Annotated in this window: 14 protein-coding genes and 1 pseudogene; 7 read left to right on the forward strand and 8 right to left on the reverse strand. The window is 76.3% G+C overall.

Annotated elements, in window-relative coordinates:
• Positions 1-87: 87 nt before the first annotated feature.
• The gene (locus ACI79L_RS15275) at positions 88-1,470 is read right to left on the reverse strand and encodes a hypothetical protein (RefSeq protein WP_456937622.1); all 1,383 of its coding nucleotides are present in this window, start codon (positions 1,468-1,470) and stop codon (positions 88-90) included.
• Between the two features lie 89 nt (positions 1,471-1,559).
• Complete coding sequence (locus ACI79L_RS15280; protein ID WP_456937623.1) at positions 1,560-2,441, reverse strand: hypothetical protein; 882 nt, start codon at positions 2,439-2,441, stop codon at positions 1,560-1,562.
• 175 nt (positions 2,442-2,616) lie between these two features.
• Between ACI79L_RS15280 and ACI79L_RS15285 the strand changes: the two genes are divergently transcribed.
• On the forward strand, positions 2,617-4,596 hold the full coding sequence (locus ACI79L_RS15285) for an acetoacetate--CoA ligase (protein ID WP_456937624.1): 1,980 nt from the start codon (positions 2,617-2,619) through the stop codon (positions 4,594-4,596).
• Here the strand turns inward: ACI79L_RS15285 and ACI79L_RS15290 are convergent.
• From ACI79L_RS15290 to ACI79L_RS15300, 3 genes are read right to left on the reverse strand one after another with little or no spacing between them, the layout of a single operon-like run.
• Positions 4,546-5,259, reverse strand: coding sequence for an NUDIX domain-containing protein (locus ACI79L_RS15290; protein ID WP_456937625.1), 714 nt, complete (start codon positions 5,257-5,259; stop codon positions 4,546-4,548). The genes ACI79L_RS15285 and ACI79L_RS15290 overlap by 51 nt on opposite strands.
• Positions 5,256-5,627, reverse strand: coding sequence for a DUF4406 domain-containing protein (locus ACI79L_RS15295; RefSeq protein WP_456937626.1), 372 nt, complete (start codon positions 5,625-5,627; stop codon positions 5,256-5,258). Before ACI79L_RS15295 ends, ACI79L_RS15290 begins: the two co-directional genes overlap by 4 nt.
• A complete protein-coding gene (locus ACI79L_RS15300) occupies positions 5,624-6,424 on the reverse strand; it encodes a DeoR/GlpR family DNA-binding transcription regulator (protein WP_456937627.1) in 801 nt (266 codons plus the stop codon). Before ACI79L_RS15300 ends, ACI79L_RS15295 begins: the two co-directional genes overlap by 4 nt.
• Before the next feature lie 176 nt (positions 6,425-6,600).
• Between ACI79L_RS15300 and ACI79L_RS15305 the strand changes: the two genes are divergently transcribed.
• Together ACI79L_RS15305 and ACI79L_RS15310 are read left to right on the forward strand one after the other, a co-directional pair.
• Positions 6,601-7,857 carry an acyl-CoA dehydrogenase family protein gene (locus ACI79L_RS15305; RefSeq protein WP_456937628.1) on the forward strand — a complete coding sequence of 419 codons (1,257 nt, stop codon included), beginning with the start codon at positions 6,601-6,603 and terminating at the stop codon, positions 7,855-7,857.
• Between the two features lie 205 nt (positions 7,858-8,062).
• The gene (locus tag ACI79L_RS15310; protein WP_456937629.1) at positions 8,063-8,557 is read left to right on the forward strand and encodes a hypothetical protein; all 495 of its coding nucleotides are present in this window, start codon (positions 8,063-8,065) and stop codon (positions 8,555-8,557) included.
• A 48-nt stretch (positions 8,558-8,605) separates the two neighbouring features.
• On the opposite strand, the gene ACI79L_RS15315 is transcribed toward ACI79L_RS15310, so the two are convergent.
• Complete coding sequence (locus ACI79L_RS15315; protein ID WP_456937630.1) at positions 8,606-9,847, reverse strand: MFS transporter; 1,242 nt, start codon at positions 9,845-9,847, stop codon at positions 8,606-8,608.
• A gap of 127 nt (positions 9,848-9,974) precedes the next feature.
• On the opposite strand from ACI79L_RS15315, the gene ACI79L_RS15320 reads away from it, so the two are divergent.
• On the forward strand, positions 9,975-11,306 hold the full coding sequence (locus ACI79L_RS15320; RefSeq protein ID WP_456937631.1) for an MFS transporter: 1,332 nt from the start codon (positions 9,975-9,977) through the stop codon (positions 11,304-11,306).
• A gap of 128 nt (positions 11,307-11,434) precedes the next feature.
• Here the strand turns inward: ACI79L_RS15320 and ACI79L_RS15325 are convergent.
• Together ACI79L_RS15325 and ACI79L_RS15330 are read right to left on the reverse strand one after the other, a co-directional pair.
• Positions 11,435-12,997 (reverse strand): annotated as a pseudogene (locus tag ACI79L_RS15325) (alpha-glucosidase); the annotation flags it as partial.
• Positions 12,998-13,036: 39 nt separating this feature from the next.
• The gene (locus tag ACI79L_RS15330) at positions 13,037-13,423 is read right to left on the reverse strand and encodes a VOC family protein (RefSeq protein WP_456937632.1); all 387 of its coding nucleotides are present in this window, start codon (positions 13,421-13,423) and stop codon (positions 13,037-13,039) included.
• A 102-nt stretch (positions 13,424-13,525) separates the two neighbouring features.
• Here ACI79L_RS15330 and ACI79L_RS15335 point away from each other — a divergent pair, with 102 nt between their 5' ends.
• The 3 genes from ACI79L_RS15335 to ACI79L_RS15345 all read left to right on the forward strand — a co-directional run bounded on the left by ACI79L_RS15335 (position 13,526) and on the right by ACI79L_RS15345 (position 15,749).
• Complete coding sequence (locus ACI79L_RS15335; protein ID WP_456929985.1) at positions 13,526-13,906, forward strand: FKBP-type peptidyl-prolyl cis-trans isomerase; 381 nt, start codon at positions 13,526-13,528, stop codon at positions 13,904-13,906.
• A gap of 104 nt (positions 13,907-14,010) precedes the next feature.
• The gene (locus ACI79L_RS15340; protein ID WP_456937633.1) at positions 14,011-15,027 is read left to right on the forward strand and encodes a cation diffusion facilitator family transporter; all 1,017 of its coding nucleotides are present in this window, start codon (positions 14,011-14,013) and stop codon (positions 15,025-15,027) included.
• Positions 15,028-15,056: 29 nt separating this feature from the next.
• Positions 15,057-15,749 carry a DsbA family oxidoreductase gene (locus ACI79L_RS15345; RefSeq protein ID WP_456937634.1) on the forward strand — a complete coding sequence of 231 codons (693 nt, stop codon included), beginning with the start codon at positions 15,057-15,059 and terminating at the stop codon, positions 15,747-15,749.
• The last annotated feature ends 54 nt before the right edge of the window (positions 15,750-15,803 follow it).

Genomic DNA, 15,803 nt, shown 5'->3' on the forward strand with positions numbered 1-15,803 from the left:
GCAGAGGTGCTCCCGGACGCGCCCGTCCGCGGACCCGGCCGGCGACGCTGCCGGCCGGGCCCGCGGAGAGCGGTCAGGCGACGCCGGTCAGACGGCGTCCTCGCGACGGCGCCGGCCGGCGAGGGTCAGGCCGGCCCCCAGCGCGAGGGCCAGCAGGGCCGCGCCGAGGGCGGTCGCCGTCTCGGTGCCGGTGTAGGCCAGCTCCCCGGTGTCCGCGGAGCGGTCGGAGGCCGTCCAGGAACCGGCCGACCTGGGGCCCGCCGCCCAGGAGCCGGCCGCCGAGGCCGGGCGGGGGGTCCCGGAGGCCCAGCCGGCCGCCGGGCCCTGACCCCGGTCGTGACCGGCGTGGTGACCCGAGCCGTGGCCCGGGCAGTCCTCCGGCGAGCCCGGGTGCTGCGGGTCGGTCGGATCCGTGGGGTCCGTCGGGTCGGTCGGGTTCGTCGGGTCGGTCGGGTCCGTCGGGTCGGTCGGCGGCGCGCAGTCGCCGAGTGCGTCGCCGAGCAGGCCGAGGCCCAGGCCGCAGACGGTCACCGGCACGTCGACGTCGATGCCGCCGTCGGAGCCGTCGTCCCCGGAGCCGGGACCACCGGGACCCTCCGTGCCCTCGGGGGAGCACCCGCCGAGCGCGTTCCCCAGCACGCCGATGCCGTTGCCGCAGACGGTGACCGGCAGGTCGACGTCCAGCAGGCCGCCGTCGGCGTCGCCGGAGCCGTCCCCGGAGGTGGCCGGCGTGCACTCGCCGGCGCCGTCGCCGAGAGCGCCCAGGCCGTTGCCGCAGACGGTGACCGGCAGGTCGACGTCGAGCAGGGAGCCGTCGGACCCGGCGCCGGGCTCCCCGGTCGGCATCGCCGGGGTGCAGTCCCCGGCCGCGTCGCCGAGCACGCCGACGCCGTTGCCGCACGCGGTGACCGGGACGTCGACGTCGAGCAGGTCGCCGAGCGGGCCGCCGTCGACGGGGGCGGGAGCCGGCTCGGGGGCGGCGGTGCAGCCCCCGAGCGCGTCGCCCAGCAGGCCGACGCCGTTGCCGCAGACGGTGACCGGCACGGTCACCGCGCCCTCGGGGGGAGCCGGGGCGGTGCCGCCGGCCGCGGCGTCGCCGAGCACGCCGATCCCGTTGCCGACGACGGTCACCGGCACGACGACGTCGGCCGGGTCGGTGCTGCCCGGGGCCGGCGCGGCGGGCTCCTGGGTGGCGGTGCCCCCGGCGACCGAGGCGTCGTTGCCGCCGATCGTCACGGGCACCGAGACGTCGACCGGGCCCGGGTCGAGGGAGAGGTCCTGCGAGACGGCGGGCAGCTCGAGCCCGCCGACCGGGATGCCGGTGTCGAGGACACCGAGCGCGTTGTCGGTGACGGTGACCGGCACCGTCACGTCGAGGTCGTCGGACGCGGCGGCGACACCGGTGCCGGTGGCCAGCAGGCCGCCGGTCATCAGTGCCACGCGCAGGGCGCGGGTGGCCCAGGGGTGCATGGAGGACTCCTGACTGAGGACGGGACCGCGTCCCGGACGGGACGGCGGGGACTTGCGCTCGACCGGCTCGGAAGCCGGGAGGCGCGTCCTCAGTCGGGGGAGGTGGCGGGGTCGACCGGGTCGCCGGCGGCGGCGTCCCGGGCCTCGGCAGCGGCGGCCACGGCGGCCGCCCGCGGCGCGACGGGGACGGTCGCGCCGAGGTCGGAGGTGGGCTGGTCCGCGCCGGCGGCGCCGGTGGCGGTGCCCGCGGACGCCGGCACGGCCGGCGCGACGGGGACCGCGGGCACGAGCGGCGGGACCGGCACGGTGGGCGTCGGGACGGCGGCCGGCGCCGCGGCGGGCGCGGGACCGGCGAGGTCCGCGGACCGCTCGGCCGCGGCGGGGACCCGCGGGCCCGCGACGTCGGCAGCGGGCCCGGCGGGCGGGGCGGCCACGACCGGCGCGCCGGCGACGGCCGCGGGCGCGCCGGCCGGGGTGCCGGCTCCGTCGGCGACAGGGGCCACGGGGACGTCCACCAGGGGCGGCACGTCCGTCGGGGGGAGCGCGCCGGTCACCGGGGACAGCGCCTCGGTGACCGGCGCCAGGACCGGCCGCAGCGCCCCGGTGACCGGGGACAGCGTCCGCGTCACCGGCGCGACGACGTCGGTCACCGGCTCGAGGGCCCGGCCGACGGGCGCGACGACGTCCCGCAGCGGTGCGGGAACCGGGGTGACCGCCTCGGCGACCGGCGTCAGGACGGGGGCGACCGCGTCCGCGACGGGCGCGACGACGGGCTGGGCGACGGACTCGACCACCTCGCCCACCGGGGCGGTGACCGCGCCCAGCAGGCCGGCGGGCGGCGGCTCGTCGGCCGAGGCGCCGGACGCGCCGGCCAGCCAGATCCCGGCGGCGGTCCCGGCGAGGACCGCCAGGCGGCCGCCCCACCGGCGCAGGCGGGTGCGACGGCACGGCAGCAGGGAACGCTCGTCCATCGCACCTCCCCCCGGGTGTCGTCCGACACAGTGCTCACTCATTGGAACCGGTCCGTCACAGGAGTCGCCACGCGAGGACCGTCCCCTGATGGGGTGAAAACGAGACGGAACGGTCACGTCCAGTGAGGCCGACCCACCCGCCCCGGGGGCGCGGGAGGAGTGGCAGGGTGCCGCTGTGACCGCTGACACCTCTCCCGCACCGGTGCTCTGGCAGCCCACCCGGGAGGTCCGGGAGGCGACGCGGCTGGCGGCCTTCGCCCGCGAGGTGGCCGCCCGCCGCGGGCTGGACCTGGACCCCACCGACTACGACGCGATCTGGCGCTGGTCGGTCGAGCACCTCGACCAGTTCTGGGCCGACGTCGCCGCGTGGTCCGGCGTGCTGCCCGGCGTCCCCGACGACCGGGTGCTCACCCGGCGGGAGATGCCCGGCACCGAGTGGTTCCCGGACGCCACGGTGAACTACGCGGAACAGGCACTGCGGCACGCCACCGACGAGCACCCCGCGCTCATCGCCGTCGCGGAGGACGCCGAGCCGGTCGAGGTGTCCTGGGCCGACCTGCGCGCGCAGGTGGGCGCGTTCGCCGCGACCCTGCTCCGGCTCGGCGTGCGCCGCGGCGACCGGGTCGCCGGGTACCTGCCCAACGTCCCCGAGGCGGTCGTCGCGTTCCTCGGGGCGGCGTCGATCGGCGCGGTGTGGTCCTCCTGCGCGCCGGACTTCGGCACCCGCGCCGTGCTCGACCGGTTCGCCCAGATCGAGCCGACCGTGCTGGTCGCCGTCGACGGGTACCGCTTCAACGGGAGGCCCTACGACCGGCGCGGCGTCGTCGCCGAGCTCCGGGCCGCCCTGCCGACCGTGACGACGACGATCGCCGTCCCCCGGCTGTTCCCCGGCGAGCTGCCCGACGGCGCGCTGGCCTGGGCCGACGCCGTCGCCGACCGGCAGGAGCCGGAGTTCGAGGCGCTGCCGTTCGACCACCCGCTGTGGATCGTCTACTCGTCGGGCACCACCGGGCTGCCCAAGGGGATCGTCCACGGGCACGGCGGCGTGGTCCTCGAGGAGCACAAGCAGCTGGGCCTGCACGGCGACGTCGGCCCCGGCGACCGCTTCTACTGGTACGCCTCCACCGCCTGGATCATGTGGAACATCGCCACCTCGGCGCTGCTGCGCGGCGCCACCGTGGTCGTCCACGACGGCGCCCCGGCGTACCCCTCGGTCGACGCGCAGTTCGCCCTCGCCGCCCGGACCCGCCTCACCTACCTGGGCACCAGCGCCGGCTACCTCGTCGCCTGCGAGAAGGCCGGGATCCGGCCGGGCGAGACCCACGACCTGTCGGCGCTGCGGACGATCGGCTCCACCGGCTCGCCGCTGCCGGCCTCGGCGTTCGAGTGGGTCTACGACGCGGTCGGCCGCGACGTCTTCCTCGCCTCGGTCTCCGGCGGCACCGACGTCGCCACCGGCTTCATCGGCAGCACGCTGCTGCTCCCGGTGACCGCCGGCGAGCTGCAGCGGCCGATGCTCGGCGTCGCCGCGGCGGCGTGGGGCGAGGACGGCGAGCCGGTCACCGGGGAGCTCGGCGAGCTGGTCATCACCGAGCCGATGCCCTCGATGCCGCTGTACTTCTGGAACGACCCGGACGGCACCCGCTACCGCGAGTCCTACTTCGAGCCGTGGCCGGGCGTGTGGCGGCACGGCGACTGGATGGAGGTCACCGAGCGCGGCACCTGCGTCATCACCGGCCGCTCGGACTCCACCCTCAACCGCGGCGGCGTGCGCATGGGCACCGCCGACATCTACGCCGCCGTCGAGAGCTTCCCGGAGGTCGCCGACTGCGTCGTCCTCGGCGTCGAGCAGCGCGACGGCGGCTACTGGATGCCGCTGTTCGTGCAGATGGCCCCCGGCGCCGAGCTCACCGACGAACTCGCCGGCCGCATCCGGGCCGCCATCCGCAGCTCGGCCAGCCCCCGGCACGTGCCCGACGAGATCCTCGTCGTCCCCGGCGTGCCGCACACCCGGACCGGCAAGCGGCTGGAGGTGCCGCTCAAGCGGCTGTTCCAGGGGGTGCCGCCGGAGAAGGCGGTCAACACCGGGGCCGTGGACGACGCGTCACTGGTCGAGCACTACGTCGCCCTCGCCCGGGAGCGCGGCGCCCGCTGAGAACGGCCCGCGCAGCGCCGCCCACTGCAGCAGCAGGACGGTCTTCGCGTCGGCGATCCGGCCGTCGCCCGCCATGGCCAGCGCGTCGTCGAACGGCAGCTCGAGCACCTCGATGTCCTCGCCCTCCTCGGCGAGCCCGCCCCCGGCCGACACCCGGTCGGCCGGGGTGCAGGGCCCGGCGAAGAACGCCAGCCGCTCGGTCACGGAACCCGGGCTCATGAACAGGTCGGGGAGCCGGGTGAGCGCCCCGACGGCGACACCGAGCTCCTCCTCGGCCTCGCGCCGGACCGCGGCCTCGGCGTCCTGCTCGTCGAGGAGCCCGGCGGCGGTCTCGACGAGCATCCCGTCCGGCGAGCCGTTGACGTAGGCGGGGAAGCGGAACTGCCGGGTGAGCAGCACGGTGCGACGGGTGGCGTCGTACAGCAGCACGGTGGCGCCGTTGCCGCGGTCGTGGGTCTCCCGCTGCTCGGTGCGCCAGGCGCCGTCGCGGCCGCGGCGGGCGAGCGTCGTCCGCCGGTTGACGTACCAGGCGCTGGAGAGCACCTCGACGTCCCGGACGACGACGTCGGGGTTGCCGGTGAGGTCGCGCCCCACCCGGTCCAGCCCGGTCCGCCCGCGCGCGTCGGGCACGTCGACGCCGGGGACGCCGAGCACGCCGGTCACCGGGCCACCGCCGGCACCTCGTCGACGCTGCCGTAGACCGCCGCGCCACGGGCGCGGGCCAGCGCCACCATCTCGTCGGACCCCGCCGAGGCGCCGGGCAGCCGCAGCACGGCGTCGACGCGGGCGACCAGCCGGCGGCCCATCGGGTGGAACACCTCGTCGAAGGCGGCGTCGCCCACCCGCGTCGACCCGGCCAGCCCGGCCAGCGGCAGGGCCAGGTCCTCCCCGTTGACGGCGAGGTGGCCGGCGCGGAACAGCTCCAGGCAGGCCCGCTGGATGGCCCGGTGGTTGGCCGCGATCTTCTCCGGGTCGTCGCCGGTGCCTCCGCGGTAGGGGCCGGCGACCAGGATGAAGAGGGGCTGGCTCACGTGTAGTCGACCTCCACGCCGGCGTCGTCGAGCGCGGCGAGGGTCTCCTGCGCCGCGGGGGTGAGCTGGGGGTCGCGGGCGCTGGCGTCCGTGACCAGGCGGCCGACCGCGTCCAGCGGGGCCACCGAGGCGAAGGCGCGGACGCCGAGCTTCGAGGCGTCGGCGACGACGAGGGTGCCGCGGGCCTGCTGCAGCCCGACCTGCTTGACCGCGGCGTCCTCGAGCGTGAACTCCGACCAGCCGGCCGCGGCGCTCACCGCCCCGATCGACATGACGAACAGGTCGAAGGTGAGCTGCCGCAGCACCGCGGCGGTCAGCGGGCCGGCCAGGCTCCGCTCGCCCGGCCGCGACTCCCCGCCGACCACGAGCAGGCGGATCCCCGGGCGGTCGGCCAGCGCGTCCGCCACCGGCAGGCTCACGACGGCGGCCGTGAACGGGCCCTCGCCCGCGGCCGCCCGGTCGGCCAGCGCGCGGGCCACGTGCACCGTCGTCGTCCCGGCGTCGAGCAGCACGGTCGCGCCCGGCTCGACCAGGGCGGCGGCCCGGCGGCCGATCCGGTCCTTGAGGCCGGCCTGCCAGCCGGCCCGCGCGGCGAAGCCCGCGGAGCTCTCCGGCCCGGCGACGGCGACCGCGCCGCCCCGGACCCGTTCGACCAGCCCGCGGGCCTGCAGCGCGTCGAGGTCGCGCCGCACGGTCATCTCGGAGACGCCCAGGCGGGCGGCGAGGTCGGCGAGCGAGGCCCGGCCGGCGTTGCGCACCAGCCGCAGCGTCACGTCGAGCCGGTCGGGGAGGGCCACGGCGGTAGTCCTACCAGCGGTGTGTGAGTTCTGTGAAGTGTCTGTGCGATCCGGGGGACGGGCGTGTGCTCGGTCACGCTCCCGCGGGCGCGCCGTGCAGGCCAGGAGTCCGGCGCGCATGGTGAGCAGGGACCTGGACCGCGACCCCCGACCGCGACGGAGAGAGGCCCCCGACGATGACGTCGACCCAGGAGCGCCCCGCCGACCTGCTCGAGCCGCAGCCGCCCGCGCTGCTGCCGCCGTGGCACACCCCCGAGCGCGAGGCGCTGCAGGAGCAGGCCCGCCGGTTCGCCCACGACGAGGTGCTGCCGGTCGCCGACGAACTCGACCCGCAGAAGGGGCTGCTCCCGGAGGCGCTGCTGGCCCGGATGGCCGAGCTCGGCTACTTCGGCATCACCGTGCCCGCCGAGCACGGCGGCCTGGGCCTCGGCGTCTTCGAGTACTGCATGGTCTCCGAGGAGCTGGCCCGCGCCTGGATGAGCAGCGCGAGCATCCTCGCCCGCTCCCAGGGCCTGGGGACGGCGTTGGCCGACCCCGCGCGGCGCGGGGAGCTGCTGCGCCGCAGCGCGAAGGGCGAGTGGATCGGCGCCATCGCGCTGTCCGAGCCCGACGCCGGCTCCGACCTCGCCGGCGTCTCCACCCGGGCGGTGCTCGTCGGCGACGAGTGGGTGGTCACCGGGCACAAGCGCTGGTGCGGCAACGCCGAGGCCGCGGACTTCATCCAGGTCCTCGTCCGCGAGCGCGACCCCGAGCCGGGGGAGTCCCGCTCCGCCGGGCTGGTCAACCTGCTGCTGGAGAAGGAGCGCGGCGCGTTCCCGCCCGGGCTCACCGGCACCCCGATCGACAAGATCGGCTACCACGGCTTCCTCACCTGGGACCTGGTCTTCGACGGCGTGCGCATCCCGCGGGAGAACGTCGTCGACCAGGCGGCGGCCAGCGACGAGCAGGGCGAGGCCGCCCGGCGGGCCGGGTTCGCCGAGGCGCAGAAGTTCCTCAACACCGCGCGGGTGCACACCGCCGCCCGCGCCGTCGGCCTGGCCCGGGCCGCGCTCGAGGACTCGATCGTCTACCTGCAGGAGCGCGAGCAGTTCGGCCACCCGATCGGCGACTTCCAGGCGCTGCGCTTCGCCGTCGCGGAGATGGCGGCCCAGATCGAGCAGGCGCGCGCCTTCTACCGGCAGGTCGCCCACCTCATCGACCTCGGCGTGCGCTGCGAGAAGGAGGCCTCGATGGTCAAGCTCGAGGCCACGGAGATGGCGGTGCGCGTGACCAACCAGGCCATGCAGCTGCACGGCGGCAACGGCTACACCACCGAGCGGCAGGTCGAGCGGCACTGGCGCGACGCCCGGCTGACCACGATCTTCGAGGGCACCAGCGAGATCCAGAAGCGGATCATCAGCGACCGCCTGCTGCCCCGCTCGCCGCTCACGTGACGAAGGACCCCCTCGCCCCCCGCCGCTCGCACGCTCGCGGCGGGTCCCTGCGAGGGGGCCGGAGGTCCCGCGCGAGGAGGGGCTGACGGGACGGCGTCCCTCCTCTACGGTCCCGCGCGGCCCGCAGCCGGACCGCCCCGCCGGGCGGCGCCCGCGGGCCGGTCCCGGTCGTCCGCCCGGGGCCCGACCACGCCGGAGGAGAACCGTGTCCCGCACCCGTCCGACCGTCCGCCGTGCCCTCGCCGGGGCGCTGCTCGGCTCCGCCCTGCTGCTGTCCGCCTGCGGCGGCGGGGAGCTCGACGACCTCGCCGCCGCGGCCGAGGACGCCGGTGCGGCCGGGGACGCCGGCGCCGCGCCCGACGTGCCGGAGGAGTGCCTGGCGGCGTTCCCGCTCGCCGTCGCCGGCGGGGCGGACATCGCCGACGTCGAGTCCGTCCCGGCCGGCTTCCCGGAGCCGCCGGAGGGGTCGACCCTGTGCGAGACCGGCGGCACGGCCGACGGCAGCCAGGAGTACGCGGACTACGCCTCCGCCCTCGCCGCCGAGGACGTCCTGGCGCACTACGCGTCGGCCGCCCCCGCCGCCGAGCCGACCGAGACCGGCCTGGGCGAGCCCGCGGTGGCGGGTACCTCCGGGGACGTCTTCTGGCAGGTGGAGCCGGTCGACGGCGGCTTCCGGATCGTCTTCGCGCCCGGGGCCTGATGCCACGACGCTCGTGCTCTGCACACCGGTGTGGGCAGAGCGCGAGCGTCACCCGGCCGCGGGAACCGCGGTGTCGGCGTGCGCGACGTGGCCCAGCTCGCGCCAGATCAGCGCCAGCAGCACCGCCGACCCGGCGAACGCGAACCAGAACGGGCCGGTCACGCCCCAGGCCCGGGCGACGACCCCGCCGACGGCCTGGCCGGCCAGGATGCCGCCGAAGACGCCCATCGCGTAGAGGCTCCCCACCCGGCCCTGCAACCCGGCCGGCACCGCACGCATCCGGACCGTGCGCGACGTCGTCCCCCAGATGAACGCGTGCGCGCCGAAGACGAACAGCACCGGCGCGGCGACCCACGGCGTGGTGGCCAGCGCCAGGACCAGGTGGGTGAGCGTCTCGAACAGCAGCCCCACCCGCATGAGCGCGGCGATGCCGACGCGCCGCTCCAGCCAGTCGTAGGACGCCGTCCCGACCATGCCGCCCAGCGCGCCGACCGTGGTGAGCAGGCCGTAGCCGGCCGCGCCCAGGCCCAGCCGCTGGTCGGCGTAGAGGACGAGCACCGACCAGGCGGCGCCGTAGGTGACGTTGAACAGGACGATCGTGACGGTCAGCGTCCGCACCGCGGGGTGGCCCCAGGTCCAGCGCAGCCCCTCGGCGACGTCCCGGCCGATCCGCCCCCGCCGCGCCGGCCGCTCCGGCGGCGGGACCCGCATCCGCGCGACGAGCACCGCGCCCAGCGCGACGAGCACCGCCTGGGCGAGGAACGGCCACGCGGCGCCGGCCACGAACAGCAGGCCCCCGACGGCCGGCCCGGCGAGCTGGTTCATCGTCAGCGTGCCCGCAGTCAGGCGCGCGTTGCCGACGCCCAGGTCGGCCCGGTCGACGACCATCGGCAGGAGGGTGCCGGCGGCGGTGTCGGCGAAGACCTCGGCGGTGCCCAGCACGAACAGCGCGACCAGCACGGGCACCAGCCCGACGTCGCCGGTGAACAGGGCGGCGGCCAGCACGGCGAGCACCCCGGCGCGGGCCAGGTCGACGGCGGCGACGAGCAGCCGCCGGTCCACCCGGTCGGCCAGGACGCCGGCGTGCAGGCCGAACAGCAGCCACGGCAGCTGCTGCAGCAGGGCGCCGAGCGCGACCAGCAGCGGGTCCTGGGTGCGGGCGGCCACCAGCAGGGGCCCGGCCGCCAGCGCCACGCCGTCGCCCAGGTTGCTCGCCCACGACGACGCCACCAGCCAGCGGAACGACGTCCCCATCCGGGCGGGCAGCACCGCCTCGACCACCCGGCCCACGGGAACGGGACTGTAGACGCGACCGTTCCTGCGCACTCCCGGTAATCCGGCTGACTGCTGTCGGCCCCGTCGGCGAGCATGGGGCCGACGGCGCCGACGGGGCGCCGACCCCCGAGGAGGACCCGAGATGGCCGGCCTGCCGCGCGCGCTCGCGCCCCTGCGGCACCGCGACTACCGCCTGCTGGCCGCCTCGATGGGGCTCTCGCTGCTCGCCCAGGGGCTGTGGACGGTCGCGCTGGTCTGGCAGGTGGTCGACCTCGGCGGCGGGCCCGCCGCGCTCTCCTCCGCCACCGCCCTGTCCGCGGGCGGCATGCTGGCCAGCACGCTGCTCGGCGGTGCCCTGGCCGACCGCGTGCCGCAGCGGCAGATCCTGCTCGGCGTCGCGCTGCTGCAGACGGCCGCGGTGGGGCTGGTCGCCGTCCTGTCGCTGGCCGGGGCGCTGGCGCTCGGGCCGCTGGCCGCGGCCGCGCTGGCCCAGGGCGTCGCGATGGGGCTGTACTACCCGGCCTACTCGGCGCTGGTCCCCAGCGTGGTCCCGGCGGGCGACCTGCTCGCCGCCAACGGCCTCGAGGGCGTCGTCCGCCCGGCGCTGGCGATGGCGATCGGGCCCGCCGCCGGCGGCGTGCTGGTCGGCGCGTTCTCGCCCGGCGCGGCGCTGCTCGCGACGGCGCTGACCTCGGCGGTCTCGGCCGCGTGCGTGGCGGCGCTGCCGACGCTGCCGGTGCGCCGCGACGAGGTCGGCTCGGGCCTGTTCGCCGACGTCCGCGAGGGGGTCGCCTACATGGTCCGGACGCCGTGGCTGCTGGCGACGCTGCTGTTCGCCTCGCTCATGGTGCTGGTGTTCATGGGCCCGTTCGAGGTGCTGGTCCCCTTCGCGATCCGCGACCAGACCGGCGGCGGGCCGACCGAGCACGCCTGGGTGCTGGCCGCGTTCGGCATCGGCGGCGCGCTGGGGTCGGCGGTCGTCGCCTCGCTGCGGCTGCCGCGGCGCTACCTCACGGTCATGAACCTGCTGTGGGGCTTCGGCTGCGTGCCGATGGTCGTCTTCGGCTGGACGTCGTCGCTGTGGCTGATGATCGCCGCGGCCGGGGTGCTGGGCGCGGCGTTCGAGTCGAGCACCGTCATCTGGGGGACGCTGCTGCAGCGGCGGGTGCCGCCGGCGCTGCTCGGGCGGGTGTCCAGCCTCGACTTCTTCGTCTCGCTGGCGTTCATGCCGCTGTCGATGGCGCTGGCCGGGCCGGTCAGCGAGGTGGTCGGGCTCACCGGCACGTTCCTGCTCACCGGCCTGGTGCCGCCGCTGCTCGCGGTCGCGGCGATCCTGTACTGGCGGCTGCCGGCCGACGAGATCGCCCACCCGCTCGACGTCCCCGCCGGGGAGCCGGCGGAGCCCGAGGAGCCGGCGGAACCCGAGACGGTCAGTGAGCCGGAAGGCGCAGCACTCGGGCCTCCCAGGGCCTGAGCACGGCGGGGGGGGGGGGGGGGGGGGGGGGGGGGGGGGGGGGGGGCCGCGCCCCCCCCCTCCGCGCCGACCGCCTCGGGGAGCAGGCCGGCGAGGTCCTGCTCCTCGGCACTCGTGTTGCAGACGACGAGCAGGTCGTCGCCGTCGAGGCTGCGGGTGAACGCGTACACCTCGTCGTGGTCGGGCAGCAGCATCGTGAAGTGCCCCAGCGCCACCACCGGGTCCTCGTGCCGCAGCGCGATCAGCCGCCGGTGGTGGGCGAACACCGAGGTGGGGTCGTCGCGCTGGGCGGCGGCGTTCCACTCGACGTGGTCGGGGTTGACCGCCAGCCACGGCGTCCCGGTGGTGAACCCGGCGCTCGGCGAGGCGTCCCACTGCACGGGCGTGCGGGCGTTGTCCCGGCTCATCCGGCGCAGTGCCGCGAACACCTCGTCGGGGTCGGCGCCGTGCGCCACGGCCTGCACCTGGTGGTTCAGCGACTCGACGTCCCGGAACTGGGCCAGGTCGGTGAACGGGAAGTTCGCCATCCCGATCTCCTCGCCCTGGTAGACGTAGGGCGTCCCACGGTGCAGGTGCAGCAGCGTGGCCAGGCAGGTCGCGGAGTCCCGGCGGTACCGGGGCGAGTCGTCGCCGAAGCGGGACACCGCCCGCGGCTGGTCGTGGTTGTCCCAGTAGAGGGAGTTCCAGCCGACGTCGGCCAGGCCCGTCTGCCAGCGGCCGAAGGAGGCCTTGAGGTCGCGCAACCGCAGCGGCCGCGGGGAGAACTTCGAGCCCTCGAAGTCCAGGCCCACGTGCTCGAACTGGAAGACCATGTCTACCTCCCCGCGCGCCGGGTCGGTGAACAGCAGCGCGTCCTCCACCGTCGCGCCGGGCGTCTCCCCGACCAGCAGCAGCTGCTCGCGCCGGCCGGTGAACACCTCGCGGTGCATCTCCTGCAGGAACTCGTGGATGCGGGGGCCGCACACCACCGACGCGGTCGCGTCCCCCCAGGGCAGGCCGGGCAGCGGCGGGCCGTCGTGCAGCTCGCCGTCCGGGCCGACGTCCTTGCTGATCAGGTTGATGACGTCCATGCGGAACCCGTCGACCCCGCGGTCGAGCCACCACCGCATCATCGCGTAGACCGCCTGCCGGACCTCGGGGTTCTCCCAGTTCAGGTCGGGCTGCTTGCGGTCGAACAGGTGCAGGTAGTACTCGCCGCTGGCCTCGTCGAGCTCCCAGGTGGAGCCGGAGAAGAAGCCGTGCCAGTTGGTCGGCTCGGCGCCGGGGTCGCCGGGCGCCAGGCCCGCCCGCGGCGGCCGCCACCAGTACCAGTCCCGCTTCGGCGAGTCCGGCGACGACCGGCTCTCCGCGAACCACGGGTGCTCGTCGCTGGTGTGGTTGACCACCAGGTCCATCACCAGCTTCATCCCGCGGGCGTGCAGCCCGGCGACCAGCTCGTCGAGCTGCTCCAGCGTGCCGAACAGCGGGTCGACGTCCTGGTAGTCGCTGATGTCGTAGCCGTTGTCGGCCTGCGGCGAGGGGTAGACCGGCGAGAGCCAGACGACGTCGACGCCGAGGTCGGCCAGGTGGTCCAGCCGCTGCAGGACCCCGCCGAGGTCGCCGATCCCGTCGCCGTCGGAGTCCTGGAACGAGCGCGGGTAGACCTGGTAGACGACGGCACGGGTCCACCACGGCGCGTCAGCGGAGGTCACCCGACCAGCCCAGCACGCCTCCGGCGGCCGCGCACCCCGTCAGCCGGGGAGGGTGTGGTGCACCGCCTCGACGTTGTTGCCGTCCGGGTCGCGGAAGAAGCCGCCGTAGTAGCCCGGGTGGTACTCCGGCCACAGCCGCGGCTCGTGCAGCACCTCGGCCCCCGACTCCCGGGCGAGCGCCACCACCTCGTCGACGGCGGCCCGCGACGGCGCCTGCAGGGCCAGGTGCACCGGCCGCTCGGAGCCCTCGGTCAGCGGCCCGAGCCACAGCCGCGGCTGCCCGTCCGGCCCGCACAGCCCCACCACGGGACCGCCCGGGACGTCGATGCGCACGGCCTCCCGGACGCCGGCCGGTGCGAAGACCCGGGTGTAGAAGGCGGCCGCGGCGTCGACGTCGGCGACCTGCAGCGCGAGGTGGTCGATCACGCCGCCGGACCGTAGCCCGGCGGGGCGGGCAGGTGGAACCGCTGTTTGGATGGTCGGGACCCGTCGGGGACCCCCCGGCACCCCTGATCCGAGGAGGACCCGATGGCCGAGCCCCTGAGCCGACCCGACGTCGAGCCGCCCACCGGGCCCGCGCCCGACGACCTGGTGATCGAGGACCTCGTCGTCGGTGACGGCCCCGAGGCCACGGCCGGTGACCTGGTCAGCGCCCACTACGTCGGCGTCACCCACGACGGCGGCGAGCAGTTCGACGCCTCCTGGGACCGGGGCGACCCGCTCGAGTTCCGCCTCGGCGTCGGCATGGTCATCCAGGGCTGGGACGAGGGCATCCAGGGCATGCGCGTCGGCGGCCGCCGCCGGCTGACCATCCCCCCGCACAAGGCCTACGGCGACCGCGGCGCCGGCGGCGTCATCAAGCCGGGCGCGACGCTCGTCTTCGTCGTCGACCTCGTCGGCGTGCGCTGAGCCCTCCGCGCGCGGTCGTGCCCCGCTCCCGCTCGGGGCGGGGCACGACGCGCCGCTGACCGGCACGTGGTTGCGCCGGGCAACTGTGGGGCACCGGTGCGGCCATGAGCGAGCCGGTCCCCACCCGTGAGCACGTCCGCGCGAAGGAGGGCAGCGGCGGGGAGTCGGGCGGGGAGCCGGGCGGGGAGTCCACCGGCACCGTCGTCGTCGCCGGCCTGGCCAACCTCGGCATCGCCGTCGCCAAGCTGGTCGGCGGGCTGGTCAGCCACTCCTCGGCGATGCTGTCCGAGGCCGCGCACTCGCTGGCCGACACGATCACCGAGGTGCTGCTGTTCGTCGCGCTCAAGCGCGGCACCAGGGCGCCCGACGCCCGCCACCCGGTCGGCTACGGCCGGGAGACCTACTTCTGGGCGCTGCTGGCCTGCCTCGCGACCTTCACCCTCGGCGCCGGCTTCTCCTTCTACCAGGGGATCGAGACGATCCTCGAGGGCGAGGAGCAGGGCTCGCCGCTGATCGCCTACGTCGTCCTGGCCGTCTCGTTCGTCCTCGAGGGCGCCTCCTGGCTCAAGGCGGTGCGGCAGGTCCGCGGGGCCGCCCGCAGGTGGGGGACGACGCCCCGCCGCTACCTGGCCGAGACCACCGACACCACGGTCAAGGCCGTGACGTTCGAGGACAGCGCCGCCCTGGTCGGCCTCGTCCTCGCCGCGCTGGGCCTGTTCCTCGAGCAGGTGACCGGCGACCCGGTGTGGGACGGCGTCGCCGCGGTCCTCATCGGCGTGCTGCTGCTCCTGGTGGCCGGGTCGCTGGCGCGGGCCAACGTCTCGCTGCTCATCGGCCAGTCGATCCCGCGCCGGCTGCAGGACCAGCTGCGCGAGGAGATCGCCGGGCTGCCCCAGGTCGACGACGTCCCGGTCCTGCTCACCACGGTCATCGGGCCCGGGCAGCTGGCCGTCATGGCCAAGGTCGACTTCGCCGACACCGCGACCGTGGCCGACATCGAGCGGGCCTCCGACGAGGCCGAGCGGCGGCTGGTCGCCCGCCACGAGGGCGTCCGCTTCGTCTTCCTCGACCCGACCCCCGGCGACGGGCGCGCCCGCGCGGAGGCCCACCGCGCGGAATGACGGCGGCCGGACCGTGGTTGGGGGATGCCGTGCGCATCGAGGTCTGGTCCGACGTCGTCTGTCCGTGGTGCTACATCGGCAAGCGCCGGTTGGAGACCGCGCTGGAGCGGTTCCCCCACCGCGACCAGGTCGAGGTGGTCTGGCGGTCCTTCCAGCTCGACCCCACCATCCCCGAGGGCGAGACCCACGCGACCCTCCCGGCGCTGGCCGCCAAGTACGGCCGCCCGGTCGAGGACATGCGCGCGATGATGCGGCACGTCGAGGAGACCGCCGCCGGTGAGGGCCTCGAGTACCACCTGGCCGACGGCGTCAGCGGCAACACGCTGCTCGCCCACGAGCTCATCCACCTGGCCGCCGAGCGCGGCCTGCAGGGCGCGGTGAAGGAGCGGCTGCTGCACGCCCACTTCGAGGAGGGCCGCTCGGTCTTCGACGTCGACTCGCTGGCCGCCCTGGCCGTCGAGGTGGGCCTGGACGAGGCCGAGGTGCGGGCGGCGCTCGCCGACCACCGCTTCCGTCCCGCGGTCCTCGCCGACGGCGCCACCGCCCAGGCGCTCGGCGCCACCGGGGTGCCGTTCTTCGTCGTCGACCGGAAGTACGGCGCCGCCGGTGCGCAGCCGGCCGAGCTGCTGCTGCAGGTGCTGGAGCGGGCCTGGGCCGACGCCCACCCGCTGGTCACCGTCCCCGCGGCCGAGGGCTGCGAGGACGGCTCCTGCGCGGTCTGAGACCCCGGACGGCGGAGGGCCCCTCCCCGGCGGCAGAAATGGCCATTTCTGCCG

The organism is Geodermatophilus sp. SYSU D00684, assembly GCF_054050455.1.

Coding starts and splice junctions, on each gene's coding strand:
- ACI79L_RS15280 (WP_456937623.1), bottom strand. CDS start 2,441: ATGGACGAGCGTTCCCTGCTGCCGTGCCGTCGCACCCGCCTGCGCCGG.
- ACI79L_RS15305 (WP_456937628.1), top strand. CDS start 6,601: ATGACGTCGACCCAGGAGCGCCCCGCCGACCTGCTCGAGCCGCAGCCG.
- ACI79L_RS15275 (WP_456937622.1), bottom strand. CDS start 1,470: ATGCACCCCTGGGCCACCCGCGCCCTGCGCGTGGCACTGATGACCGGC.
- ACI79L_RS15320 (WP_456937631.1), top strand. CDS start 9,975: ATGGCCGGCCTGCCGCGCGCGCTCGCGCCCCTGCGGCACCGCGACTAC.
- ACI79L_RS15335 (WP_456929985.1), top strand. CDS start 13,526: ATGGCCGAGCCCCTGAGCCGACCCGACGTCGAGCCGCCCACCGGGCCC.
- ACI79L_RS15340 (WP_456937633.1), top strand. CDS start 14,011: ATGAGCGAGCCGGTCCCCACCCGTGAGCACGTCCGCGCGAAGGAGGGC.